Below are 22,592 nucleotides of genomic sequence, written 5' to 3' on the forward strand. Positions count from 1 at the left end.
CTCCCGCAAACGCGCCGGACAGGGTTGACTGGACACCGGCACCTGAACGTCTGCACCGGAGGACACTTTGCTCACCGTCAACGCCATCGCCGCGACCTCGGCCACCGACCCGCTCGTGCGCGCCACCGTCGAGCGTCGCGACCTCGGCCCGCGCGACGTGCTCATCGAGATCCGCTACGCCGGCATCTGTCATTCCGACATCCACACGGTCCGCGGCGAGTGGGGCACGGTGCCCTACCCGCTGACCGTCGGGCACGAGATCGTCGGCCGGGTCGCCGAGGTCGGCGCCGAGGTCAGCCGGCACGCCGTGGGCGACCGGGTCGGGGTCGGCTGCATGGTCAACTCCTGCCGCGAGTGCGAGAACTGCCGGGCCGGGCAGGAGCAGTACTGCCTCAAGGGCAACGTCGGCACCTACGGCAGCGTCGACCGTGACGGCACCGTCACGCAGGGCGGCTACTCCACGCACGTCGTCGTCGACGAGGACTTCGTGCTGCGGGTGCCCGAGGCGATCCCGTACGAGGCCGCGGCCCCGCTGCTGTGCGCCGGCATCACCACGTACTCACCGCTGGCCCACTGGAACGCGGGCCCGGGCACGAAGGTCGCCGTGGTGGGGCTCGGCGGGCTCGGCCACATGGCCGTGAAGATCGCCGTCGCGATGGGGGCCGAGGTGACGGTACTGTCGCAGACCCTCGGCAAGAAGGACGACGGTCTCGCCTTCGGCGCCGGCGACTACCAGGCCACCAGCGACCCGGCGACATTCGAGGCGCTCAAGAACCGGTTCGACCTGATCATCAACACGGTCAGCGCCCCGATCGACATGGCTGCCTACCTCGGCCTGCTGCGCCTGAACGGCACCCTGGTCAGCGTCGGCGCTCCGCCGCAGCCGCTCGAGGTGCCGGTGTTCGCCCTGTTCCGCAACCGGCGCACGTTCGCCGGCTCCAGCATCGGCGGCATCGCCGAGACGCAGGAGATGCTGGACTTCTGCGCCGAGCGCGGGATCGCCCCGGAGGTCGAGGTCATCGGCGCCGACGCGGTCAACGAGGCCTACGAGCGGGTGCTCGCCTCCGACGTGCGGTACCGCTTCGTCATCGACATCGACACCCTGCGCTGAACCGGAAGGCCCCGCACATCTGCCAGGTGTGCGGGGCTTCCTCGTCCCGCCGCCCGCGCTCAGAACGGCCAGCGCCCGTCCTCGCCCGACTCGACCAGCGGGATCATGCTGAACGCCCCGTCGGACAGCCCGCCGAACGTGTGCCGGTTCGGGCCCGCCGGGGCGTGCGCGACCCGGTACCCGGCGAGGTTCCACGTGTAGACCGGCACCTCCTTCGGCACCGCGGCCGCCACGTTGCCGGAGCCGTGGTAGTGCGCCTGCTCGTCGGTGAGGATGACGACCCGGTCGTGCCCGTCGTAGTGCTCGCGCACCGCCCGCTCGGTCATGGTGCCGTGGCCGATGCAGTAGCCGCCCTGGCGGAACCGGCGCACCCCCGCGAGGACCGGCTCCCCGGGCACGGACGGGAACACCTTGCTGCCCCACGAGTACGACACGATCGTCGGCTCCTGCGCGCGGGCGGCGAGCGCGATGCCGAACACCACGGCCGCGTCCCAGAACTTCAGCGTGCCGTCCTTGCTGAACGGGCTGTCCATCGAGGCCGACGTGTCGATGAGGACGAGCAGCCGCCCGTCGAGCGCGGGCACGTTCGGCAGCGCGTGCTGCAGCGCGGTTTCCAGCGCGCCGGACCACCGCGACCGCCGCACCGCGTTGGACGCGGACAGGAACCGCATCGGCAGCACCCGCGACGCCGCGACCTCGCGGGGATCGGCCAGCCGCGCGGCCACCTGCGCGGCGACGGCGTCGCTCACCCCGGCCGCGTCGAAGTTGCGCAGGTTGCGCAGCAGCGCGAAGTAGCCCATGGACGGCGCGATCGACTCCCACGCGCGAGCGTCCATCGTGGACTGCCGCCACCCGGCCAGCGCCTCCCACGTCATGCCGGCCGCGCGCAGCAGCGCCGGATCGCCGGCCGCCGCCCGCTCCCCGACCGGCACCGCCATGAGCGCGGCCCGCGCCGCGACGACCGGCAGGGAAGCCGGCGGGTCGCCGCCGCGCCGGTGCCGCCGGTCGAGCGCGTGCCGGAACAGCTCGCCCTGCCGCTCGTCCCGCGCGACCGGGTGGGTCAGCTCGATGACGTCGCCGAAGCGCACCGCGCGCTGGTCGGAGTCGTACTTGAGCAGGCTCCGCTCGTGGTAGAGCCGCACCACGGCGTCCGCGATGCCGCGCTTCACCGGCTTCGGCAGCGAGCGGCCGTAGCGCGACAGCCAGTACGCGACAGCCTCGCCGGGCTCGTCGGCCCGCTGCAGCGCCGAGCTCACCACCGCCCGCGACCCCGCGATCCCGGCGGCGAGCTGTGCGCGCGCCCCCTCGAGCGCCGCGACGACCGACGCCGTGCGCAGCATCGCCCCGGTCCGCAGCCACGGCACGAACCGCGCGAACCACCCGGAATCGGCCACGGCGACGTCGGCCACGAGCGCCCGGAACCGCGCGCCGCGCGCGTCGGCCGCCTCGTAGAAGGTGTCCTCACCGACCATGTTGGACACTGCGAGCAGGAACAGCTCGGCCCGCGGCTCGCGCTCGAACCCGGGGGCACCCTCCTCGGTGCGCAACGGTTGGGCGACGGGCTGCCACCGCACCGGCCACGGCCGGTACACGACCTTGACGTCGAACTCGGAGCCGTAGTCGGGCCGCTCGTGCTGGTTCTCGCGCAGCTTGAGGTTGAACCTGGGCACAGCAATCCCCCGGAATGACACCACTTGTCGACTGCGAAGCATGGTTGGAGGGGTCGAACCTCCGCCGGGATGCTGTGCTGGGCGCTCCCCGAGACCAGTGTGGCGACGGTGCCGTGTTTTCGGTAAAGGAAGGAACCGTAGCCTTCGCACCGGGAAGCGCCCGGCCACTGTAGGCGCGCGAAGTTCGCACGCGCAAACCATTTATTCCATGGCTCGGGCCGCGTCACCTGCGGACCGTCGCTCCCGCCAGACATCCCGGCCTCCGTGGGTGGCAAGAGCCGCACCGGGTCCGACGCCCAGCCGCATGCGCATATCGCAATGCGATGTCTCGTTATCCGAAATGACAACGCGTATCGTCTCCGCGTCCAGCCCGGTCCGTCGAGGAGCGCCGATGCCGTACGCCGCGCACCACGAGCGCGTCAGCGCACTGTTCCGCGCGCTGGCCGCGCCGCTGCGGCTGGCCATCGTCGAGCTGCTCATCGTCCACCACCAGCTGCACGTCCACGAGATCGTCGCGGCCACCGGCGCGCCGCAGACGCTGACCTCCCAGCACCTGCGCATCCTGCGCCACGCGCAGCTGGTCGAGCGCGCCCAGGACGGCCGCAGCATCGTGTACCGCCTCGCCGACCCCGAGGTCGCGAGCGTCCTGGCCGCCGCGGTGCGCTTCTTCGGCGACCTGCCGTGACACGGCCCGGGTCCGCCGCGGCCCGCGCCACCACCGAGCGCGAGCGCGAGCGCGACAAGACCGACACCGCCACAGAGCGCGGGTCAGACAAGACCGACGCGTCCGACGCCGCTACCGAGCGCGAGTCCGCCGACACCGACGCGCTCGACCCCGCCGCCGAACGCGAGTCCGACGAGACCGCGGCCCGGATCGTCGCCGCGGCCCGCTCCGGCACGAGCCGCATCCTCGCGCTCGTCGGCCCGCCGGGACCCGCCCGCGCCCGCGCCGCGTGGACGGCGGTCCGGTCGCTGCCCGGCCTCTAGCGCCTCTGGCGGCCCGAGCCCGATGCGGCACTCGACGCCGCCGTCGACGCCTGGCGCCTCGGTGGCACCGCCGACCCCGCCGTCCCCGAGCACGCGTTGTACACCGGCTTCACCGCGGCCTCGACGACGACGGCGCACCCGCCCAAGCCTGGTGACCCGGTCAGCGAGGGTTGGCGGCGCGCCAGGCGACGTAGTCGGCGACCGCGGCGCGCACGTCGAAGGCCGGGGTGAAGCCGGTGTCGGCGGTCAGCCTCGCGATGTCGAGGTACGGGTCCTCGCCGGAGCCGTGCTCGCGGCCGGGGTGCAGGTCCAGCCGCAGGCGCGGGATCGCGGACTCCAGGCCGGCGGCGAAGTCGCGGTTGGTGGACGGCACGCCGCTGGAGACGTTGTACGTGTCGTGGCGCAGGGTCGGCGCCGTCATCAGCAGCGCGATCGCCCGGCCGGCGTCGGGTGCGTAGCAGCGGTCGCCGCCGTCGGAGCCGTACAACCGGGGAGGCTGCTCGCCGCGGAGCACGGCGCTGATGTAGGACGGGATGTGGAAGAACGGCGACTCCGGGTCGACGAGCGGGCCCCAGACGGCGGCCAGGTGGACGATGTCGCTGACGGCGTGACGGTCGGCGAGGGCCAGGAAGGCGGCGCGGTCGGTGACGTCCAGCGGCTCGACGGTCACCCGGCCCTCGAGCCACGACGGGACCTCGGCCCGGTGATGGGTCGTGACCAGGACATCGTGGCCCAGGTCGGCCAGGGCGCGGGCGGTGTGCGCGCCGATCATGCCGAGCCCGCCCGTCACGAGGATCACCGGATCACCTCGTAGCGCAGGTGCGTGACGCCGTCGGCCGGGACGATCTCGAGCAGGCGCAGGCGGACGTGGCGGGGCAGCTCCCGGAAGTAGCGGTGGCCGCCGCCGAGCAGGACGGGCACCTGGTGCAGCACGAGCTCGTCGACCAATCCGGCCTCGAGCGCCGCGGTGACCACGCCGCCGCCCATGAGGGCGACGTCCTTGGCGCCGGCGGCCTCGCGCGCCGCGGCGACCGCGTCCTCGATGCCCGCCGCGAGGGTCTGGCTCGCGCCGAGGCCGGGCACCGGGCGGTGGCTGACGACGAAGAGCGGCGCGGTCGGGTGGGGACTGCCGCCGCTCCAGCCGCTGGAGTGCGGAGTGGTCGTGGCCGCCCGCGCACCGGTCCAGCGACCCGGTGCCGAGCAGCTGCCGCGGGGTGAGGCCGCTCAGGCGCAGGCACTCGCGGCCGAGGTGGGCCTGGTCGGCGTACCCCACGTCGACCGCGAGCGTGGAGACGCCGTCCGCGCCCGGGCGCCCCGACGCGGCGGCCCCGGCCTGAGCCAGCGCGAGGAAGCCCTGGAACCGCAGCGTGCGCTGGAGCACCTTCGGGCTCACGCCCACAGTGTGCAGGCAGCGGCGGCGCAGCTGGCTCACGGAGATGCCGAGGCGCTCGGCGAGCGGGTCGATGCCGACCGGCCGCCAGGGCATCAGCGCGCGCACGGCGGCCCGCACCAGCGGGTCCACGGCCGCGCTTCGGCGCAGGTCGTCCAGCACGTGACGCTGCACGGCGGCAAGCACCCGCTCGGGCGCCCGCGGCTCGGCGAGGCGCTGCGCGCAGCGGCCCCACAGGTCGGCGAGGTCCACGCGCTGGTCCACGAGGTCGTCGAGCGCGGCCGGCAGCGGCGGCGGTGTCCCCGGCCAGAAGCGCACGCCCACGATGGTGGTGCGGGGCGGGATGACCTCGAGCTGCGGGGCGGTCAGCGGGCCCAGCAGCCGGGGCCGGCCGCCGATCGGGACGTGGAGCTCGACGCCGCCCGTGGGCAGGTGCCGCTGGACGTACGCCTCGGCGCCGGTCCGCTGGATCCACACCGTCCGTACCGCGCCCGACAGCTCCGGCCGCGGCGGCCGCTCGACGTAGGACTCGCTCACTTCGGCCCCGGTCCGCGGTCGATGCGCAGCTCGCGTTCCAGCTCCTGCACGAGCGCGCGCAGGTCGTCGAGGCGCTGGCTGACCGCGATCCGGTCGATCTCGTCGGGCACCCCGTCGCCGTCGACGTCATAGCCCGGCGACAGGCCGTCGGTCATCTCGAGCCGGCGCGCCTCCTCCATGGAGTTGACGATGACGGCGATGAGGATGTTCATGAGGAGGTTGGCGGCCAGCAGCACGTAGCTCACGTAGTAGACGAGCGTCCACGGCGACAGCTGCACCCCCTGCTGGATCAGGTCCGGCAGGTTCTCCAGTGACAGCAGCACGAACAGGGTCACCACCGCGCGGCCGATGGTCCCGTACTCGTCCGGATACGTGTCGCCGAAGATCAGCCAGCCGACCATGCCGTACACGTAGAGCGTCACCAGGGCCAGCGCGAGGAAGCCGCCGACGCCGGGCAGGCTGCGCAGCAGCGCGGTCACGATCGTGCGCAGGCCGGGCGAGAACCGGACCAGGCGCACCACGCGGGCGATGCGGATCACGCGCAGCGCGGCCGAGTCGCCGTGCAGCCCCGGCACGAACGCCGCCGCGATCACGACGAAGTCGAAGACGTTCCAGCCCTGCTTGAAGAAGTCCTGCGGCCGCCGCCCGTGCGCGAGGATGCGGATCGCGATCTCGGCCACGAACGCGACCCGGAATCCCCACTCGAGCTCGTCGAGCACCTCGCCGAGGGCGCCCGGATGCGGGTACGTCTCGACGGCGAGCACCAGCGCGTTGGCCCCGACGAGCAGGACGATCGCCACCTCGAACGCCCGCGACTTCGTCACGCCCGCACACCACTGAGCCACCCGCGCCGTATCGACCATTCGACGATCTCACCGTTACCGGCCGCCGCGCGGCAAGTGCTCAGGGGCCAGATCGGCCATATGTCACGAGGCCGCAACCCGGCGGCCCGGCGCCGGCGTGGAGCGCTCCCGGCGCGATCTGCGACCATCGGCCGATGGGGCGAGCGACGCTGCTGCTGATGTGCGGGCTGCCCGGCTCCGGCAAGACGACCGTCGCCCGGCGCCTGGCCGCCGAGGTGCCGGCCGTGCGGCTGTGCCCGGACGAGTGGCTGGCCGGCCTCGAGGTCGACCTGTTCGACGTGGCGGCCCGGCGGCGGCTGGAGCGGCAGCTCTGGCACCTGGCGCGGGAACTGCTCCGGCTCGGGCAGAGCGTGATCCTGGAGGACGGGTTCTGGCTGCGCTCGGAGCGCGACGAGAAGCGCCTCGAGGCTCGCGCGCTCGGGGCCGCGGTCCAGCTGCACTACCTGGATGTGCCGCTGGACGAGCTGGCCCGCCGGCTGGAGGCGCGCGGCGCGGCGGCACCGTGGGCGACGGCCCCGATCACGCGCGAGATGCTCGACCTGCACGCCCCGCTGTTCGAGCCGCCGGACGCCGAGGAGCTCGCCCTCTTCGACGCGGCCCCTCCTCCACCTCGATCCTGAGAGCGCTCAGGCGGCGGAGCGCTCGGCGAGCGGGCGGCGGCGCAGGTGCGGGGTCTGCAGGGGCGGCGGGACGGAGGCCTGGTCGACCGCGCTCACGTCGGTGCCGGGCGGGACGATCTCGTCGATGCGGTCGAGCACGTCGTCGGTCAGGGCGACCTCCAGGCCGGCCAGCAGGTCGTCGAGCTGGGCCTCCGTGCGGGCGCCGAGCAGGGCGCTGGTCACGCCGGGGTGCGCGATCGTGAAGGCCATCGCGAGGTGGGTCATCGGCAGGCCCGCCTCCGCGGCGAGCGGGATGAGCCGCTCGACGACGTCGAGGCGGCGCTCGTCGTTGAGGTGCTTGAAGAAGCGGGCGCGGCTCAGGTCGTTCTCGCCGCCCTTGCGCACGCGGCCGGTCAGCAGGCCCTGGCCCAGCGGGCCCCAGACGAGGGTGCCGAGGCCGAAGCGCTGGGCGACCGGCAGCACCTCGCGCTCGATGCCGCGGTTCAGCAGGGAGTACACCGGCTGCTCGGTCCGGAACCGCTCCAGTCCCCGGCGTTCGGCGACCCACTGCGCCTCGACGATGTCCGACGGCGGCAGGCCGGAGGTCCCGATCGCCCGCACCTTGCCGCTGTGGATCAGGTCCGACAGCGCCGACAGCGTCTCCTCGATGTCGGTGGACGGGTCGGGGCGGTGGACCTGGTACAGGTCGATGTAGTCGGTCTGCAGCCGGCGCAGGGAGTGCTCGACCGCCCGCATGATCCAGCGCCGCGAGCCGCCCTGGTGGTTCGGGTCCTCGCCGGTCGGGCGGGCGAACTTGGTGGCGAGCACGACGTCGTCGCGCCGGCCTCGCAGCGCCTTGCCGACGACCTCCTCCGAGTCGCCGTACACGTCGGCGGTGTCGATGAAGTTGATGCCCGCGTCGAGCGCCTTGTGCAGGACCCGGGCCGAGTCGGCGGGATCGGCGTTGCCGACGGACGTGGCGAACATGAGCGTGCCGAGCGCGTACGGGCTGACCTTGATGCCCGTGCGGCCGAGCGTGCGGTACTGCATGGCGGACTCCTGCCGTATGGTGAACCGGAAAGCTCTTCCGCTTCACCATACGGAAAGGTTTTCCGTTTCCGCAACAGAACGTTTCCGCAACAGGACAAGGAGCACCTTGGTGTCCAGCCCGCGGCGCGCCGACGCCCAGCGCAACCTCGAAGCCCTGCTCGAGGCCGCGAAGATCGTGCTGGCCGAGTCGGGCGTCGACGCGCCCGCGAAGGAGATCACCGACCGGGCCGGCGTCGGCGTCGGCACGCTCTACCGCCACTTCCCGCAGCGCTCGGACCTGGTCATCGCCGTGCTCGAGCACGAGATCGACGCGTGCGCGGCGGCGGCCGCGCAGCTGAGCGCGGCCCAGCCACCCGCCGCGGCGCTCGCGATGTGGGTGCGGCGCTACACCGAGCTCGTCGCGACCAAGGTCGGGCTCGCCTCCGCGCTGCAGGCCGGCGACGCCGCGCACCAGCGGCTGCGGGTGTACTTCTACGACCGCATGGCCCCGGTGCTGGAGGCGCTCATCGAGGCCGCGGCGCGGGCCGGCGAGATCCGCCCCGGCGTGCGCGCCGTGGACATCCTGCACGCCGTCGCCCTGCTGTGCCAGCCGGTGCCGGGCGAGGAGCCCGGCTACGGCCGCCGCCTGGTCGACGTGTTCCTGGCCGGCCTGCGCCCCTGACCGGCGCCGGTCTACTCCGGCCGGACGATGTCGACCGAGATCTCCACGGCCGGCACCGTTCCCCGGTTCTCCAGCCAGTGCAGCGTGTGGCGGTCCTCGGGCCAGCCCACCCCGGGCCCGTAGTCCGTGGTGCCGCCGTCGCGATGGTCGGTGATCGTGCCCTGCAGGACGTAGACGGTGCCGGGCCGGCCCTTGTGATCGTGCAGCGGGCCGAAGACGCCACCCGGCGCGATGGTCACCATGCGCATGCGAAGCTGGTGTCCCGCCAGCCCCTCGATCTCGCCGGTGAGGTCGACCGTCGCCAGGACCTCCACCGTGACGCCGCCGGCCTCCGGCACCGCTGCCTCGTCGCTCATCGCGCGTTCCCTTCTCGCACGTCAAAGCCCGCCGATGCCGAGGTTAAGCCCGCGCCCGCCGAATCCGAGGCGCCCGGCGCGGCACGGTCAGCGTGTCCGGCTCTCCCAGACCGGCCGCTGGGGCTCGTCGTTGTGCACGATGACGTCGGCGTGATCGGCCGGGCGGACCGTGGCGAAGTAGAGCCGCTGGGAGGGGATGTACCGCTCGCGCCAGCGTCGTTCGACATCGGCCCGGGACGACACCGAGCGCTCCCGGATCACCGCACGATCCACGGTCTTCTCGAGATCGGTCGACACGAAGACGCGCAGCTCCCACCGGTCGATCAGTTCCGGGCGCATGAGGAAGACGCCGTCGAAGATCAGCACGGCGTCGGCGGGGGCGGTCGCGACCGGCGGGGACAGCACGGTGTCCGTCGCGTGGTCGTAGGCCGCGTGCTGGAAGCGTCGATCCCCGCCCGGGCCGAGCGGATCGAGCAGGACCCGGGTCAGCGCGTCGTAGTCGTGGGTGTCGAAGTAGCAGCCTTCGGCCGAGTACTCGCCGCGCGGATAGCGCCGCGCCCGGGGAAAGAGGAAATCGTCGATCGTCGCGCGGATGACGTCCCGGCCCTGCGCACGCAGGACGACGGCCAGCTCGTCGGCGAGCGTGGTCTTGCCCGCGGCGGGCGGTCCATCGACGGCGACCCGCGTCGGATGCGCCACGGCGACGGACCCGACCGCCGCAGCCAGCTGGCCCAGCACCTCGTCGCGGCTCCCCCGGTCCATGCGTGCCCCCTAACCCCGTGTCGAGCCGACCTTATGCCCCGCCGGCCTTTCGCGCCCGCCTGCGACCCGTATGCCACCTCCACCTCTAAGGTCGTCGAGTATGAGCGTCGACGTCGAGGTCGTGCAGGACATCACGGACGAGTTGGTCAAGGCGTTCGGCCGGTTGCTGCCCCAGCTGTCGCGGTCCGCCCCGCCGCTTGACGCGGAGGCGTTACGGACCCTTGCCGGTTGGCCGGGCAACCACCTGTTCATCGCTCGCGTCGACGGCGAGATCCTCGGCACGCTCACCCTGGTCATGTTTCCCATTCCGACCGGTCTGCGCGCCTGGATCGAGGACGTCGTGGTCGACGATGCGGCGCGCGGCCACGGCGTCGGGGCGGCATTGACACAGGCGGCCGTCCGGCTGGCCCGCGACAACGGCGCGCGGACCGTGGATCTGACGTCACGGCCGTCGCGCGAGGCGGCGAACCGCCTGTACGAGCGGCTCGGATTCCAGCTGCGCGATTCCAAGGTGTACCGGCTGGATGGCTGACCCAGGGACGGGCAGGGTTGGCAGGCACGGCTCACCCGGGGGTCAGGGCGCGGGTGAGTCGGCCTTGCGAACCCTGCTGTTAACACTCGTCGCCTATGTTGGTTGGCGTGACCCGCCTGCTGCTCGTCTCGGAGGACCCGTCGTCGGCCGCCGCGTCGGCCGCGCTGCTGCGCGGTGAGGGTTACGACGCCCGGGTCGCCGCGTTCGGCGACGCGGTCCCGGATCTCGTCGAGCACGGCGCCGATCTCGTGCTGCTCGACGTGGCCCGGATCGAGCGGCGGGGGCTCGAGCTCTGCCGGACCATGCGCGGCCGCCGGGGGGTCGGGATCATCGTGGTGAGCGCCCGCGCCGGCGAGGACGACATCCTGCTCGCGCTGGAGCACGGGGCCGACGACTGCGTCATCCGGCCGCTCGGGACGCGCGAGCTCGTGGCCCGCATCCGGGCGGTGCTGCGGCGGCGGCCCGGCACCGCCGGGAACCGGCTGCCGGCCGTCATCGCCGCCGGGCCGGTCGCGCTCGATCCGGCCGCGCGCACCGCGACCGTCACCGGGGAGCGGGTCGAGCTGGCGGGCAAGGAGTTCCGGCTCCTGGAGGCGTTCGTGCGCAACGCGGGCCGGACGCTGCCGCGCGAGCAGCTGCTCGCCTCGGTCTGGGACGGGGTCGCCGGCGACAGCAACACGCTCAACGTGCACATCAAGCGGCTGCGGGACAAGATCGAGCCGGAGCCGGCCACGCCGCGGCATCTGCTCACGGTGCGCGGGGTCGGCTACCAGTTCCTGCCCTATCCGCCGGACGACCGGTCGGCCTGCGATGTCGGCACCGTGCTGCGGGAGGCCCTCGCCTGGCGGCTGCCGCCGGACGGGTGGCTGCTCCTCGACGGCCTGACCGAGCAGCTCGACGCCGCGCTGCGCGACGGGGACCGGGAGCGGCTGGGCCTGCTGCACCAGCGGATCGAGCTGCTCGCGCCCGGCGCCGGCGACTCGTCGCGGGTGGACTCCTGCCCGGCTGCGCTCCAGCACCGGATCGTCGCGCTGATCGCGCGGACCGAGCGAGCCGACGGGGCCGCAACGTAATGGAGACCGGCATCCACGGGGGAAGATGCCGGTCTCGCAGAGAAGATTAGCCCGAGTCGGCGCGGTTGCGCCAGACCCGATTTTGCGGTCAGGCCCGGCGCAGGAGGAACTGGCGGGCATTGACCGGGTTGCCGTTCATCGTGCGCACCGGGATCTCGCGGGAGTCGACGGGGTCGAAGGCGGCGAAGAGGTCCGCGAACCAGGCGTCGGTGTGATGCCGTACGACCGCGCCGTCACCGGTCTCGAAGACGCCATAGGTGCCGTGGACGGCCGCGAACCGCTCGTAGCGGGCCCGGTTGCGCTCGTCGTCCTGCAGGCCCATGTCGCTCACGTAGAGCAGCGCGCCCGGGGCGAGGACCCGGTGCAGCTCCGCGAGCAGGGCGCGCTGGCCCTCGTCGGTGGGGATGCAGGTGAGGACGGCGAAGAGCAGGGCGGCGTCGAACGCGGCCGCGGCGTGCGGCAGCCGCGGCGGCTCGTCGAGCACGGTGAACCGGGCCGCCGGGTGGGCGGCGCGGGCGCGGGCGAGGAGCTGCGGGGCGACGTCGACGCCCTCGACCCCGGTCCAGCCGTGGCCGGCGAGCTCGCCGGTGAGGCGGCCGTAGCCGCAGCCGTAGTCGAGGATGCGGGCGGTGGGCGCGAGGCCGGCGAGCCAGGCCGGGTCGAACGGGTGGCCGAAGGTCTTCGTGGTGCCGGTCGTGTCCCAGTACTCGCGCTGCCGATCAAGATCGCCCATGCCGAACCCTATCGCAGCCGGGATTCGATCATGCGGGCGACGACGCGCAGAGCGTGGGCGGCCCGCGGGACGTCCAGCGAGTCCTCGGGGCCGGCCAGGGTCACGGCGGCCAGGGGGCGGCCGGCGACGCGGACGGGTACGGCGACGCCGAGCATGCCCGACTGGAACTCGCCGCGGTCGACGGCGTAGCCGCGGCGGCGGGTCGCGCGCAGGTCGGCCGCGAGGCGGGACCGGTCGGTGATGGTGGCCGGGGTGCGGGCCGGCAGCGGGAGGTGTTCGGCGGCCTCGGGCGGGCCGAACGCCAGCAGCGCCTTGCCGGCCCCGGTGCAGTGCGGCGGGAACCGTCCGGCGACACGGGTGCCGAGCCGGGGGCGGCGGTGGGAGTCGACCTTGAGCAGGTAGATCACCGCGTCGCCGTCGAGCGCGGCGAGCTGGGCCGTCCAGCCGAAGGCGCCGTGCAGGTCGACGAGGTACGGGCGGGCGACGTCGAGCAGGCTGACCCCGGACTCGCCGGCGAGGGTGCCGAGCTCGAACAGCCGCAGGCCCAGGCGCAGGCCCGCGGGCGACTCGGCGAGCAGGCGCTGTTCGAGCAGGGTGGCCACGATCCGGTTGGCCGTCGCCTGGGGCAGGCCGGCCGCGCGGGCGAGGTCGCGGCGGCCGATGGCGCCCGCGCCGGCCACGGCGTCGAGCAGCGCCAGGACCCGGCCGATCATCGTGTGACTCACTCAGTGATTCTGGACCTCGCGGCCGGCCTCGGGTCCTCGTACGGTCACCACCCATGCAGGCTGTGTACGTCATCACCGGCGGGACCCGCGGAATCGGCGCGGGCGTGGCCCGCCGGCTCGCCGGAGTGCCCGGCCGGGGGCTCATCCTCGGGTACCGCGGCAACGCCGAACGCGCCGAAGCACTGGTCGCGCAGCTGCACCGCGCGGACAGCCCGGTGCGGGCGATCGCCTGCGACGTCGGCGACCCGGCCGGGGCCGGCGAGCTGTTCGCGGCCGCGGACGCGATGGGCCCGCTGGCCGGCCTGGTCAACAGCGCCGGCGTGCTCGAGCGGCAGTGCGCGTTCGAGGAGATCTCGGCCGAGCGGTGGGCGCGGGTCCTCGCGGTGAACGTCGTCGGGCTGGCCCTGTGCTGCCGGGAGGCCGTGATCCGGATGCGCAACAGCGACCGGCCGGACCGGGCGATCGTGAACATCTCGTCGAAGGCGGCGCAGCTGGGGGCGCCGGGCGAGTACGTCGACTACGCCGCGAGCAAGGCCGCGGTGGACACGCTCACGCGGGGGCTGGCGCTGGAGGTGGCCCAGTTCGGCATCCGCGTCACGAGCGTCCGCCCGGGCATCATCGACACCGAGATCCACGCCAGCGGCGGCGAGCCGGGCCGCGCCCGCCGCCTCGGCCCGCACCAGCCGCTGGGTCGCGCCGGCACGGTCGAGGACGTCGCCGGCGCGGTGGCGTGGCTGCTCTCCCCCGACGCCGCCTACGTGACGGGCACGACGATCGACGTCACCGGCGGCCGCTGAGCCCGGGTCAGGCGGGTCAGGCGCTCCCCGGGTCAGGCGCCGCTCGCGGCGGCCTCGCGGGCGACGCGGGCGACCGCGCCGCCCCACCGCTCGACGGCCGCGGCGAGCTCGGGCTCGCCGGTGCCGTCGGCCTCCAGCACCAGCCGCGCGCCGTGCCCGGTGCCGGGGCCGAGCGCCAGGCGCACGCCCGGGCACGCGAACGTCTTGGCGGGGTCGGCCGCGGTGACGGTGCCGTATCCCTGGAACGGCTCCCCCACGCCGGGCGCGTCGCCGCCGAAGAAGCTGCTCCAGGCCTCCTCGGCCGGGCAGGTCAGCTGCCGCTCGAAGCGCACGTGCCAGCCGGTCGCGTCGCGGGTCACCTGCGGGCGGTCGAGGCCGAAGCGGCCCACCAGCTCCTCGTGGCGGGCCACGGCGCGTCCGGGCGGGGGCGGGGGCTCATCGGCCAGTACCGCCGAAAGCGCCCGCAGGCAGGTCTCCCATCCGGACGCGAAGCTGGCGGCGCCGGCCCGGTCGTCGAAGTGGTGCACGAGCGTGAAGCGGGTGCCGGCCCCCTCGGGCGCCAGGCGGAACTCGAAGCGCTGCCCGCCCCACAGGAAGTCGAGCCGGTGCGGCGGTTCGACGGCGAGCACCTCCCCCTCGGAGCCGCCGTCGCCGAGGTCGCCGAAGCGGATCCGGCCCCCCGGCCGCAGATCGAAGTCGGCGGCGGTGGGGAACCACTGCTCCAGGTGCTCCGGCGTCGTCACCGCCCGCCAGACCCGCTCGATCGGATGGTCATAGACACGCATCACCTGTACGGCCGGTCGCGGCCCGGTTTCGATGAGCTCGGGTTCGGTCATGATCGTGGCCCTCCTGCTTCCTCGTCGCGCATCGCGTCGAGCCGGTCACCGAGCCGGTCGAGGCGGTGCTCCCACATCCAGCGGTACGGCTCCAGCCACTGCGCGACCTCGATGAGCGGTTCGGCGCGCAGCTCGTACCACCGCCGCTGCGCATCGGCGCGCACGCTCACGAACCCCGCATCGCGCAGGACGCGCAGGTGCTTCGACATGATCGGCTGACTGACCCCGAGCTCGTCGGCGAGCTCGCTCACCGACCGCGGCCCGAGCCGCAGCCGCTCGATGATCTCCCGCCGCGCGGGCAGCGACAGCACCTCGAAGATCGAAAGCACCCCTCGAACATACTCCCAACGGTATATACCGTCAACGGCACGGACCCGGGCGGAGCATCACGACGCCGCCACGGTGAACGTCGTCGTGATGACGCGGCCGTCGGGGAGGCGGAACTGGCCCCACAGGCGGTACAGGCCGGGGCGCGGAAAGTCCGCGTGCATCCGCAGCTCGGGCCCGAAGGTGGCGCCCGGCAGCGCGTAGACCGTCCGGCCCTCGTCGTCCACCGCCTCGGCGTGCTCGTGGGCGAAGCCGGAGCCGTCCAGCGGCATGACGACCACGTGGCCCGCGGCGGCCAGGTACGGCCGCAGCCCGGTGAGCGGCTCACCCGTGGCCGTGTCGGCGAACCAGTAGCTGAACCGGCTCGGCGCGCCGACGGTCGCGGTGCCGGCCAGGATCACCTGGACGCCGTCGACGACCTGGTCGCGGGGTGAGGGCGCGGGCGCGGGGCCGGCGGGCGCCCCGGACGGGTCACCGACGACGATCTCGTGCCGCTCGACGAGGTCGCTCATGGCCCCCTTGCGGCGGAACTCGGTGTGCACGAGGTAGCGGCCGGCGGTCGGGAACGTCACGCGCACCGCGAACGCGCCGGGGCGGCCGGTCGGCTCCGGGTGGACGTGCGCGAACGTGCCCAGGTCCGCGCGGGTGGCGATGAAGTGCATCCAGGCCTCGTGGCTGCGGCCGACGTCGCCGATCGGGCGGCCGGTCGCGGCGTCGGCGACCCGGATGCCGACGGTCGCGGGCTCGCCGGGCACGATGCCGGCGGGCACGTCGAGCGTGACCCGCACGCCGTCGTCCGCGGCGGGCCGGGGCGCGATGTCGGCGTCCATCATGACGCTCATCGGCGGCCGCATCGGCATGCCGGTGCCCTGCGTCCAGGCCAGCACGCCGTTCATGCCGCGGCGGGCGGCGGCGGTGTGGCTCAGGCCGGTGAGCCCGGCGCCGACGGCGACGGCCAGGGCCGCGACGCCGGCCAGGTACCCGAGATCGGCGAGCCGGGCACCGAGCCGGGGCCGCAGCCGCGCGGCGGTGGCGGGACGGCGGAACCGGCGCAGCCGCAGCGCGTTGGTGACGACGCTGACCGAGCTCATCGCCATCGCGGCGGCGGCGAGGGACGGGTCGAGCAGGGTGCCGTTCAGGGGGTACAGCACGCCGGCGGCCACCGGGATGAGCAGGACGTTGTAGGCGAACGCCCAGCCGAGCCCCTGCTTGATCGTGGCGACGGTGCGGCGGGACAGCGCGATCGCGGTCACGATGCCGCGCAGGTCGCCGCCGACGAGCGTGATGTCGGAGGCGGCGATGGCCACGTCGGTGCCGGTGCCGATGGCGACGCCCAGATCGGCCCGGGCCAGCGCGGGGGCGTCGTTGATGCCGTCGCCGACCATCGCGACGACCACGGCGCCGTCGCGCTGGAGGGCCTCGACGTGCGCGGCCTTGCCGTCGGGGCGCACCCCGGCGACGACCCGCTCGATGCCGACCCGGCCCGCGACGACCTCGGCGGTGCGCCGCTCGTCGCCGGTCAGCATCCAGACGTCCAGGCCGAGGGCGCGCAGCTGCGCGACGGCCGCCGGCGCCTCGGGCCGCACGGTGTCGGCGACCCCGATCAGGCCCGCGAGCTCGCCGTCGAGGGCGGCGAAGACCGCGGTGCCGCCCGCGCCGGCGACCTCGGCGGCCGCCGCGGCCAGCGGATCGGTCGACACGCCGTGGGCGTCGAGGTGGGCGGCGTTGCCGATGACGACGTCGCGGCCGCCGGCCCGGGCGCGGATGCCGTGGCCGGGCTCGGCCTCGAACGCGTCGAGGAGCGGCAGCGCCAGGCCGCGGTCGCGGGCGTGCGCGACGATGGCCTCGCCGACCGGGTGCTCGGAGCCGGCCTCCGCGGCGGCGGCGCACGCGAGCAGGTCCCCGGGGTCGGTGCCGGGCCGCGCCACGACGGTCGTGACGGCGGGCCGGCCGAGGGTCAGGGTGCCGGTCTTGTCGAGCACGACGGTGGTGACCCGCCGGGCCCGCTCGAGGGCCTCGCCGCCGCCGATGAGGACGCCGAGCTCGGCCGCCTTGCCGGTACCGACCATGATCGCCGTCGGCGTGGCCAGCCCGAGCGCGCAGGGGCAGGCGACGATGAGCACGGCGACGGCGGCGCCGAGCCCGGCGGTGAGCGAGCCGGCGACGGCCCAGACCGCGAACGTGAGCACCGCCAGCGCGATCACGGCGGGCACGAACCAGCCGGAGACGCGGTCGACGAGCCGCTGCATCGGCGCCTTGCCGGCCTGGGCGTCCTCGACGAGACGGACGATCTGGGCCAGGGTCGTGTCGCGGCCGACGGCGGTGGCCCGCATGACCACGGCGCCGGTGCGGTTGACCGTGGCGCCGATGAGCACGTCGCCGACGGCCTTCGCCGCGGGCAGGCTCTCCCCCGTGAGCATGCTCTCGTCGACGCTGGAGGCGCCCTCGGTGACCACGCCGTCGACGGGCACCCGCTCACCGGGGCGGACCCGGACCAGCTCACCGACGGCGACGGACTCGACGGGGACGTCGAGCTCCTCGCCGCCGCGCAGCACTCGGGCGGTGCGGGGCTGCAGCCCGACCAGGGTCCGGATCGCCGCCGCGGTCTGCCGCCGCGCCCGGGCCTCGAGCCACCGCCCGGCGAGGACGAGGGCGGTGACGATGACGGAGATCTCGAAGTACACGTGCAGCGGCAGGCCCCATCGTTCGGCCTGGGCGGGACAGAGGGTCACGAAGGCGCTGTAGCCGTAGGCGACCGTCGTGCCGAGGACCACGAGGGTGTTCATGTCGACCGCGCGGTGCCGGGCGGCCGCCCACGCCGCGGCGTAGAAGGGCCGGGCGGGCCCGATCTGCACGACCGTCGCGACGACGAGCAGCAGCGGCATGAGCCAGTCCATCGCGTCGAGCGGCAGCGGGACGTACATCAGGATCATCATGGCGACGCCGGCGGCAAGGGTCGTGATCCACGTCCGCTTGCGCGGATCCCGGTCCACCGGTTCCGCGGCCATGGCCTCGGCCCGGTACCCGGCACGGCTCACCGCGGCGGCCAGCGCGGCAGGTGTGACGCGGGCCGGGTCGAAGGTGATGGTCGCGCGCTCGGTGGCGAGGTTGACGGTGGCCGTACCGACGCCGTCGACCCGCAGCAGGGCCTTCTCCACGCGTCCCACGCACGACGCACAGGTCATGCCGCCGATCTCCAGGGTGCAGTTCTCCATGCGCCGGACGATCCCGGGCCGCGCTGTCCGGCCCCTGCCCGCGCTCGGACAGCGGCCGGACAGCGGCCCCTCGCAGGCTGGCCGGCATGAACGAGATCATGCTGAACGTCCCCGGTATCACCTGCGGCCACTGCGTCGCCGCCATCACCGCCTCCGTCGGCCGCGTGCCCGGCGTCACCGAGGTCCGCGTCGACGTCGCCGCGAAGACCGTCCGGACCCTCGGCACCGCCGATCCCGCCGCGGTGCGGGCCGCGATCGACGACGCCGGCTACGAGACGGTGTGAGGCCGCGATGCTCGACGTGGTGATCGTCGGCGGTGGCCAGGCCGGGCTCGCGCTGGCCTGGCACCTGCGCCGGGCCGGGCGCGAGTTCGCCGTGCTCGACGCGCACGCCCGGGTCGGCGACGCGTGGCGGCGGCGGTGGGACTCGCTGCGGCTGTTCACGCCCAACCGGTTCAACGCCCTGCCCGGCCTGCCGTTCCCCGGCGACCCGGACGCCCATCCCACCAAGGACGAGGTCGCCGACTATCTGCAGGCGTACGCGGACCGCTTCGACCTGCCGGTGTGCCTCGACAGCCCGGTGAGCGCGGTCCGGCCCGAGCCGGGCGGCGGGTTCACAGTGCGGGCCCCGGGCCGCACCTACGCGGCCCGGCGGGTCGTCGTGGCCGCGGGGGCGTTCCACACCCCGCACGTCCCCGCGTTCGCCGACCGGCTCGCGCCGCGGGTCGTGCAGGTGCACAGCAGCCGGTACCGCAACCCCGCCCAGGTGCCCGGCGCGGACGTCGTCGTGGTCGGGGCCGGCAACACCGGGGTCCAGATCGCGCAGGAGCTCGCCGCGGCCGGCCGCCGGGTCGCCCTGTCGGTCGCGGCGATCGGCCCGGCCATGCCGCAGCGCTGGCTCGGCCGCGACATCTTCTGGTGGTTCTCGCGCCTCGGCACGATGGGCCTCGGACCCCACAGCCCGCTGGGCCGCCGCATCCGGGCCGCCAACCCGATCATCGGTACCGACGTGCGCGCCCTGCTGCGGCAGGTGGACCGGCTGGACCGGGTCACCGGCGCCGAGGGCCGGAACCTCCTGCTCGCCGACGGCTCGGCCCGGCCGGTCGACGCCGTCGTGTGGGCGACCGGATTCCGGCCGCACTACCCGTGGCTGGAGGTGCCCGTGCTCGACGGCACGGGCGCCCCGGTACACCGCCACGGCGTGACCGACTGGCCCGGCCTGTTCTTCCTCGGCCTGCCGTGGCAGCGCACCCGCGGCTCCGCGGTGCTCGGCTGGGTCGGGCGCGACGCGGCTCGGCTCGGCGACCGGCTCCTGCACGGCGATTAGCATGATCCCCCGTGACGCTGGACAGCACCGAGGTCGTCTTCCGCCTGCTCGGGCCGGTCGAGGTCCGCCTGCCGGGGCGGCCGCCGGTCGCGCTGGCGCCGTCGGTGCGCCCGCTGCTGGCCCGGCTCGTCCTCGCCGCGGGCCGGGTGGTCTCCGTCGACACCCTGACCGACGCGCTCTGGGGCGAGGACCTGCCCGTCGACGTGGCCAACGCCCTGCAGACGCGGGTGTCGAAGCTGCGGCGGGCGCTCGGCGAGGCGGGCGACCGGCTGCTCACCCGCGCGCCCGGCTACCGGCTCGCGGTGCCGCCCGAGTCCGTCGACGTCCACCGGTTCGAGGCGGCCCTCGGGCGGGCCCGCGCGGCCCGGGACGCCGGCGACCCGGCCGCCGCCGAGCACGCGCTCGACGAGGCGCTGGCCTGGTGGCGCGGGCCGGCGCTGGCCGACGTCGGCGACGCCGAGTGGGCCGGGCGGGAGCGGCACCGGCTGGAGGAGCTGCGGCTCGGCGCCGTGGAGGACCGCCTCGAGCTGCTGACCGCGACCGGCCGGCCCGGCGGCGCCGTCGCCGACCTGGAGCGGCTCGCGGCCGAGCACCCGCTGCGGGAGCGCCCGGCCCGGCTACTCATGCTCGCCCTCCACGGCGCCGGGCGGCAGGCCGACGCGCTCGCCGTGCACCGGGCGCTGCGGCGGCGGCTCGCCGACGAGCTCGGCATCGATCCCTCCCCCGAGCTGGAGGCGCTCGCCGGGGCCATCCTGCGCCAGGAGGTGCCGGACCGCCCCGCGGCCGTGTCCGTGCCGATGCCCGTGCGGACCGGCCCGGCGCTGCCGGCCCGGCTCACCTCGCTGCTCGGCCGGGACGACGACCTCGCCCTCGTGCTCGACCAGCTGCGCACGGCCCGGGTCGTCACGCTGGTCGGGCCCGGCGGCGTCGGCAAGACCACCCTCGCCGTCGAGGCCGCCCGCCAGCTGGCCGCCGACGGTGAGGTCCGGCTCGTCCGGCTCGCCGCGCTGCCGCCCGGCGCCGAGATCGCCGAGGCCGTGGCCGTGCAGTTCGGGGTCCCGGACGGGGACGCCCTCGCCGGTCACCTGGCCGGCGCCCGCATGCTGCTCGTCGTCGACAACTGCGAGCACGTCGTCGACAGCGCCGCCGCGCTCGTGGACCGGATCGTGCAGGCCGCCCCGGGGGTGCGGGTGCTGGCGACCAGCCGGGAGGCGCTCGCCGTCACCGGCGAGGTGCAGGTGCCCGTCGCGCCGCTGGACCTGCCGTCGGCGACCCGGCTCTTCGCCGACCGGGCGCGGGCCGTGCGCCCCGGCTTCGCGCTCGACGCCGGCACCACGCCCGCGGTCGAGGCCATCTGCCGCTCGCTCGACGGCATCCCGCTCGCCGTCGAGCTGGCCGCGGCCCGGGTCAAGGCGCTGCCGCCGGCCGAGATCGCCGAGCGCCTCGGCGACCGGTTCGCCCTGCTGACCGGCGGTCCCCGCACCGCCGAGGCCCGGCACCGCACGCTGCGGGCCGTGCTCGACTGGAGCCACGACCTGCTGCCGGAGCCCGAGCGGGTGCTGCTGCGCCGGCTGGCGGTGTTCCGGGGCGGCTGGGACCTGGCCGCGGCCGAGGACGTGGGCGCGTTCGGGGCCATCGGGGCCGGCGACGTGCTGGATCTGCTGCTGCGCCTGGTCGACCGCTCGCTGGTGGTGCCCGACCCGGCCACCGGGCGGTTCCGGCTGCTCGCCACGGTGCTCGAGTACGCCGCCGACCGCCTCGCCGAGGCCGGCGAGACGGGCACCTGCCGCGACCGGCACCTCGGCCACTACACCCGGCTCGCCGAGCGGTTCGGGCCGTCCGTGCGCTCCGCCGCGCCCGCCTGGCAGCGGCTGCGCGAGGACGCCGACAACCTGCGCGCCGCGGTCGAGCGGGCCCTGGAACTGGCGCCCGGGGACCTGCGGGCGGGGATGCGCCTGGTGGAGGCGCTCATGCCGTACTGGAACTACGGCGTGCGGTACGAGGGCGTCCGGGCGCTGACGGTGCTGCTCGCCACCGGCGACCCGCCACCCGCCGAGCGGGCGAGGCTGCTGCAGGGCGTCGGCCTGCTCGGGGTGTACTACCCCACCGCCGAGTCCCGGGCCGCGGCCCGGACCAGCCTCGCGCTGTTCGAGCGGCTCGGAGACGCGGGCAACGCCGCGATCTCCCGGCTCGTCGTGGCCTGGGAGGGGCAGTACACCGGCGACCCCGAACACCACCGGGCCCTCGTGCGTCGCAGCCGCGACGAGCTCGGCGACGCCTACTGGCTGGCCACGGCGGAGTACCTCGAGGCCATGCTGGACCTGCGCATCGGCGACTTCGACACCGCGGTGACCCGGTGGCGCGGCGCCGAGTCGCGCTTCCTCGACGCCGGCGACTCGATGATGGCCGAGGCGGCCGCGGCGCACCTCGGCGTGGCGCTCTTCGGCGCCGGGCGGCCCGGCGAGGCGGAGCGGGTGCTGGTGCGGGTCGTCGATCGGTCGCGCCGGCTGCAGGCGCCGCACGGGCTCGCGTTCGCCCTCGTGCACCTCGCCCATGCCCGGCTCGACGCGGGCGACCCGGCCGCCGCGGCCCCGCTGCTCGCCGAGGCCGACGCGGTCGCCCGGCAGGCCCGCAACCCCCGCTGCCAGGCATGGGCGGCGTGGGGCCGGGCCCGGATCGCCCGCGCGGACGGCGACGAGGCGACCGCCGCCGCGGAGGGCCGCCGGGCGCTGGACCTGCTCGGCGAGCACGAGTTCCCGTGGGCGCTGGAGAAGCTGCGGGCGTTCACGGCTCCCTGACCGCGGCCAGCAGCGCCGCCCGGCCGGCCTCGCCCACCACGCGCAGCCGGCCGCAGTCCCCGCACAGCTCCAGCGACACCACCCCGGGCAGGTCCCGCACCCGGGCGCTGATCCGCCGTACGCAGCGCCGGCAGACCGGCCCGCCGATCATCACCGTCGTCACCCGGGCAGCCTCCCGCAGGCCGCTGTCCGCCCGCTGTCCGCGCCGCGCCAGGGGCCGGACAGCGCCGGGCCGCAGGCTGCC

General features: G+C 75.1%; 24 protein-coding genes and 1 pseudogene. 11 read left to right on the forward strand and 14 right to left on the reverse strand.

All coding sequences use genetic code 11. The features are described from left to right. Positions 1 to 67 precede the first annotated feature (67 nt). The gene (locus AC6JBM_RS23945; protein ID WP_497985811.1) at positions 68 to 1,111 is read left to right on the forward strand and encodes an NAD(P)-dependent alcohol dehydrogenase; all 1,044 of its coding nucleotides are present in this window, start codon (positions 68 to 70) and stop codon (positions 1,109 to 1,111) included. 59 nt (positions 1,112 to 1,170) lie between these two features. Here AC6JBM_RS23945 and AC6JBM_RS23950 read toward each other — a convergent pair whose 3' ends face one another. Continuing rightward, positions 1,171 to 2,781, reverse strand: a complete 1,611-nt coding sequence (locus AC6JBM_RS23950) for a TROVE domain-containing protein (protein ID WP_497985812.1) — start codon at positions 2,779 to 2,781, stop codon at positions 1,171 to 1,173. 391 nt (positions 2,782 to 3,172) lie between these two features. Between AC6JBM_RS23950 and AC6JBM_RS23955 the strand changes: the two genes are divergently transcribed. Beyond that, positions 3,173 to 3,466 (forward strand): ArsR/SmtB family transcription factor, encoded by a 294-nt coding sequence (locus tag AC6JBM_RS23955; protein ID WP_497985813.1) that lies wholly within the window; start codon positions 3,173 to 3,175, stop codon positions 3,464 to 3,466. Beyond that, on the forward strand, positions 3,463 to 3,768 hold the full coding sequence (locus AC6JBM_RS23960; protein ID WP_497985814.1) for a hypothetical protein: 306 nt from the start codon (positions 3,463 to 3,465) through the stop codon (positions 3,766 to 3,768). Before AC6JBM_RS23955 ends, AC6JBM_RS23960 begins: the two co-directional genes overlap by 4 nt. A gap of 160 nt (positions 3,769 to 3,928) precedes the next feature. Here AC6JBM_RS23960 and AC6JBM_RS23965 read toward each other — a convergent pair whose 3' ends face one another. The 4 genes and pseudogenes from AC6JBM_RS23965 to AC6JBM_RS23980 form a co-directional block, all read right to left on the reverse strand. Further along, positions 3,929 to 4,567, reverse strand: a complete 639-nt coding sequence (locus tag AC6JBM_RS23965; RefSeq protein WP_497986518.1) for an NAD-dependent epimerase/dehydratase family protein — start codon at positions 4,565 to 4,567, stop codon at positions 3,929 to 3,931. Then, positions 4,564 to 4,851 (reverse strand): dihydrofolate reductase family protein, encoded by a 288-nt coding sequence (locus AC6JBM_RS23970; protein WP_497986519.1) that lies wholly within the window; start codon positions 4,849 to 4,851, stop codon positions 4,564 to 4,566. The genes AC6JBM_RS23965 and AC6JBM_RS23970 overlap by 4 nt, the downstream gene beginning before the upstream one ends. 130 nt (positions 4,852 to 4,981) lie before the next feature. Continuing rightward, positions 4,982 to 5,695, reverse strand: a pseudogene (locus tag AC6JBM_RS23975) (DUF6597 domain-containing transcriptional factor); the annotation flags it as partial. Beyond that, positions 5,692 to 6,519 carry an ion transporter gene (locus tag AC6JBM_RS23980; protein WP_497985815.1) on the reverse strand — a complete coding sequence of 276 codons (828 nt, stop codon included), beginning with the start codon at positions 6,517 to 6,519 and terminating at the stop codon, positions 5,692 to 5,694. The gene AC6JBM_RS23980 and the pseudogene AC6JBM_RS23975, both read right to left, overlap by 4 nt. Before the next feature lie 173 nt (positions 6,520 to 6,692). Between AC6JBM_RS23980 and AC6JBM_RS23985 the strand changes: the two genes are divergently transcribed. Next, the gene (locus AC6JBM_RS23985) at positions 6,693 to 7,178 is read left to right on the forward strand and encodes a P-loop nucleotide/nucleoside kinase family protein (protein ID WP_497985816.1); all 486 of its coding nucleotides are present in this window, start codon (positions 6,693 to 6,695) and stop codon (positions 7,176 to 7,178) included. A gap of 6 nt (positions 7,179 to 7,184) precedes the next feature. On the opposite strand, the gene AC6JBM_RS23990 is transcribed toward AC6JBM_RS23985, so the two are convergent. Next, entirely contained in the window at positions 7,185 to 8,207 is a 1,023-nt protein-coding gene (locus AC6JBM_RS23990; RefSeq protein ID WP_497985817.1) for an aldo/keto reductase, read from the reverse strand. A 109-nt stretch (positions 8,208 to 8,316) separates the two neighbouring features. Between AC6JBM_RS23990 and AC6JBM_RS23995 the strand changes: the two genes are divergently transcribed. Next, positions 8,317 to 8,868, forward strand: a complete 552-nt coding sequence (locus tag AC6JBM_RS23995; protein ID WP_497985818.1) for a TetR/AcrR family transcriptional regulator — start codon at positions 8,317 to 8,319, stop codon at positions 8,866 to 8,868. An 11-nt stretch (positions 8,869 to 8,879) separates the two neighbouring features. Here the strand turns inward: AC6JBM_RS23995 and AC6JBM_RS24000 are convergent, their stop codons facing one another. Both AC6JBM_RS24000 and AC6JBM_RS24005 read right to left on the reverse strand, forming a co-directional pair. After that, the gene (locus AC6JBM_RS24000) at positions 8,880 to 9,224 is read right to left on the reverse strand and encodes a cupin domain-containing protein (protein ID WP_497985819.1); all 345 of its coding nucleotides are present in this window, start codon (positions 9,222 to 9,224) and stop codon (positions 8,880 to 8,882) included. Positions 9,225 to 9,311: 87 nt separating this feature from the next. Further along, positions 9,312 to 9,986: a cytidylate kinase family protein gene (locus AC6JBM_RS24005; protein WP_497985820.1), complete on the reverse strand. Its 675-nt coding sequence runs from the start codon at positions 9,984 to 9,986 to the stop codon at positions 9,312 to 9,314. Between the two features lie 100 nt (positions 9,987 to 10,086). Between AC6JBM_RS24005 and AC6JBM_RS24010 the strand changes: the two genes are divergently transcribed. Continuing rightward, the gene (locus AC6JBM_RS24010) at positions 10,087 to 10,518 is read left to right on the forward strand and encodes a GNAT family N-acetyltransferase (protein WP_497985821.1); all 432 of its coding nucleotides are present in this window, start codon (positions 10,087 to 10,089) and stop codon (positions 10,516 to 10,518) included. A gap of 107 nt (positions 10,519 to 10,625) precedes the next feature. Continuing rightward, positions 10,626 to 11,591: a CATRA system-associated protein gene (locus AC6JBM_RS24015; protein ID WP_497985822.1), complete on the forward strand. Its 966-nt coding sequence runs from the start codon at positions 10,626 to 10,628 to the stop codon at positions 11,589 to 11,591. An 88-nt stretch (positions 11,592 to 11,679) separates the two neighbouring features. Here AC6JBM_RS24015 and AC6JBM_RS24020 read toward each other — a convergent pair whose 3' ends face one another. Both AC6JBM_RS24020 and AC6JBM_RS24025 read right to left on the reverse strand, forming a co-directional pair. Further along, positions 11,680 to 12,324, reverse strand: a complete 645-nt coding sequence (locus AC6JBM_RS24020) for a class I SAM-dependent methyltransferase (RefSeq protein ID WP_497985823.1) — start codon at positions 12,322 to 12,324, stop codon at positions 11,680 to 11,682. 8 nt (positions 12,325 to 12,332) lie between these two features. Further along, positions 12,333 to 13,049, reverse strand: a complete 717-nt coding sequence (locus AC6JBM_RS24025) for an IclR family transcriptional regulator (protein WP_497985824.1) — start codon at positions 13,047 to 13,049, stop codon at positions 12,333 to 12,335. 53 nt (positions 13,050 to 13,102) lie between these two features. On the opposite strand from AC6JBM_RS24025, the gene AC6JBM_RS24030 reads away from it, so the two are divergent. Then, positions 13,103 to 13,846: an SDR family oxidoreductase gene (locus tag AC6JBM_RS24030; protein WP_497985825.1), complete on the forward strand. Its 744-nt coding sequence runs from the start codon at positions 13,103 to 13,105 to the stop codon at positions 13,844 to 13,846. Between the two features lie 32 nt (positions 13,847 to 13,878). On the opposite strand, the gene AC6JBM_RS24035 is transcribed toward AC6JBM_RS24030, so the two are convergent. From AC6JBM_RS24035 to AC6JBM_RS24045, 3 genes are read right to left on the reverse strand one after another with little or no spacing between them, the layout of a single operon-like run. Further along, positions 13,879 to 14,682, reverse strand: a complete 804-nt coding sequence (locus AC6JBM_RS24035; RefSeq protein WP_497985826.1) for an SRPBCC family protein — start codon at positions 14,680 to 14,682, stop codon at positions 13,879 to 13,881. Then, positions 14,679 to 15,011 (reverse strand): ArsR/SmtB family transcription factor, encoded by a 333-nt coding sequence (locus AC6JBM_RS24040; RefSeq protein WP_497985827.1) that lies wholly within the window; start codon positions 15,009 to 15,011, stop codon positions 14,679 to 14,681. Before AC6JBM_RS24040 ends, AC6JBM_RS24035 begins: the two co-directional genes overlap by 4 nt. A 57-nt stretch (positions 15,012 to 15,068) precedes the next feature. Beyond that, positions 15,069 to 18,224 carry a heavy metal translocating P-type ATPase gene (locus tag AC6JBM_RS24045; protein WP_497985828.1) on the reverse strand — a complete coding sequence of 1,052 codons (3,156 nt, stop codon included), beginning with the start codon at positions 18,222 to 18,224 and terminating at the stop codon, positions 15,069 to 15,071. An 86-nt stretch (positions 18,225 to 18,310) separates the two neighbouring features. Here AC6JBM_RS24045 and AC6JBM_RS24050 point away from each other — a divergent pair, with 86 nt between their 5' ends. Genes AC6JBM_RS24050 through AC6JBM_RS24060 form a run of 3 tightly spaced genes read left to right on the forward strand, consistent with a single transcriptional unit; the run spans position 18,311 to position 22,348 of the window. Next, positions 18,311 to 18,508, forward strand: coding sequence for a heavy-metal-associated domain-containing protein (locus tag AC6JBM_RS24050; protein WP_433606267.1), 198 nt, complete (start codon positions 18,311 to 18,313; stop codon positions 18,506 to 18,508). A gap of 7 nt (positions 18,509 to 18,515) precedes the next feature. Beyond that, complete coding sequence (locus AC6JBM_RS24055; RefSeq protein ID WP_497985829.1) at positions 18,516 to 19,550, forward strand: flavin-containing monooxygenase; 1,035 nt, start codon at positions 18,516 to 18,518, stop codon at positions 19,548 to 19,550. A gap of 11 nt (positions 19,551 to 19,561) precedes the next feature. Continuing rightward, positions 19,562 to 22,348, forward strand: a complete 2,787-nt coding sequence (locus AC6JBM_RS24060; RefSeq protein WP_497985830.1) for an AfsR/SARP family transcriptional regulator — start codon at positions 19,562 to 19,564, stop codon at positions 22,346 to 22,348. On the opposite strand, the gene AC6JBM_RS24065 is transcribed toward AC6JBM_RS24060, so the two are convergent. Further along, positions 22,335 to 22,511 carry a hypothetical protein gene (locus AC6JBM_RS24065; protein WP_497985831.1) on the reverse strand — a complete coding sequence of 59 codons (177 nt, stop codon included), beginning with the start codon at positions 22,509 to 22,511 and terminating at the stop codon, positions 22,335 to 22,337. The two genes, AC6JBM_RS24060 and AC6JBM_RS24065, sit on opposite strands and share 14 nt — an antisense overlap. Positions 22,512 to 22,592: the final 81 nt, after the last annotated feature.

The organism is Dactylosporangium thailandense (assembly GCF_059739745.1).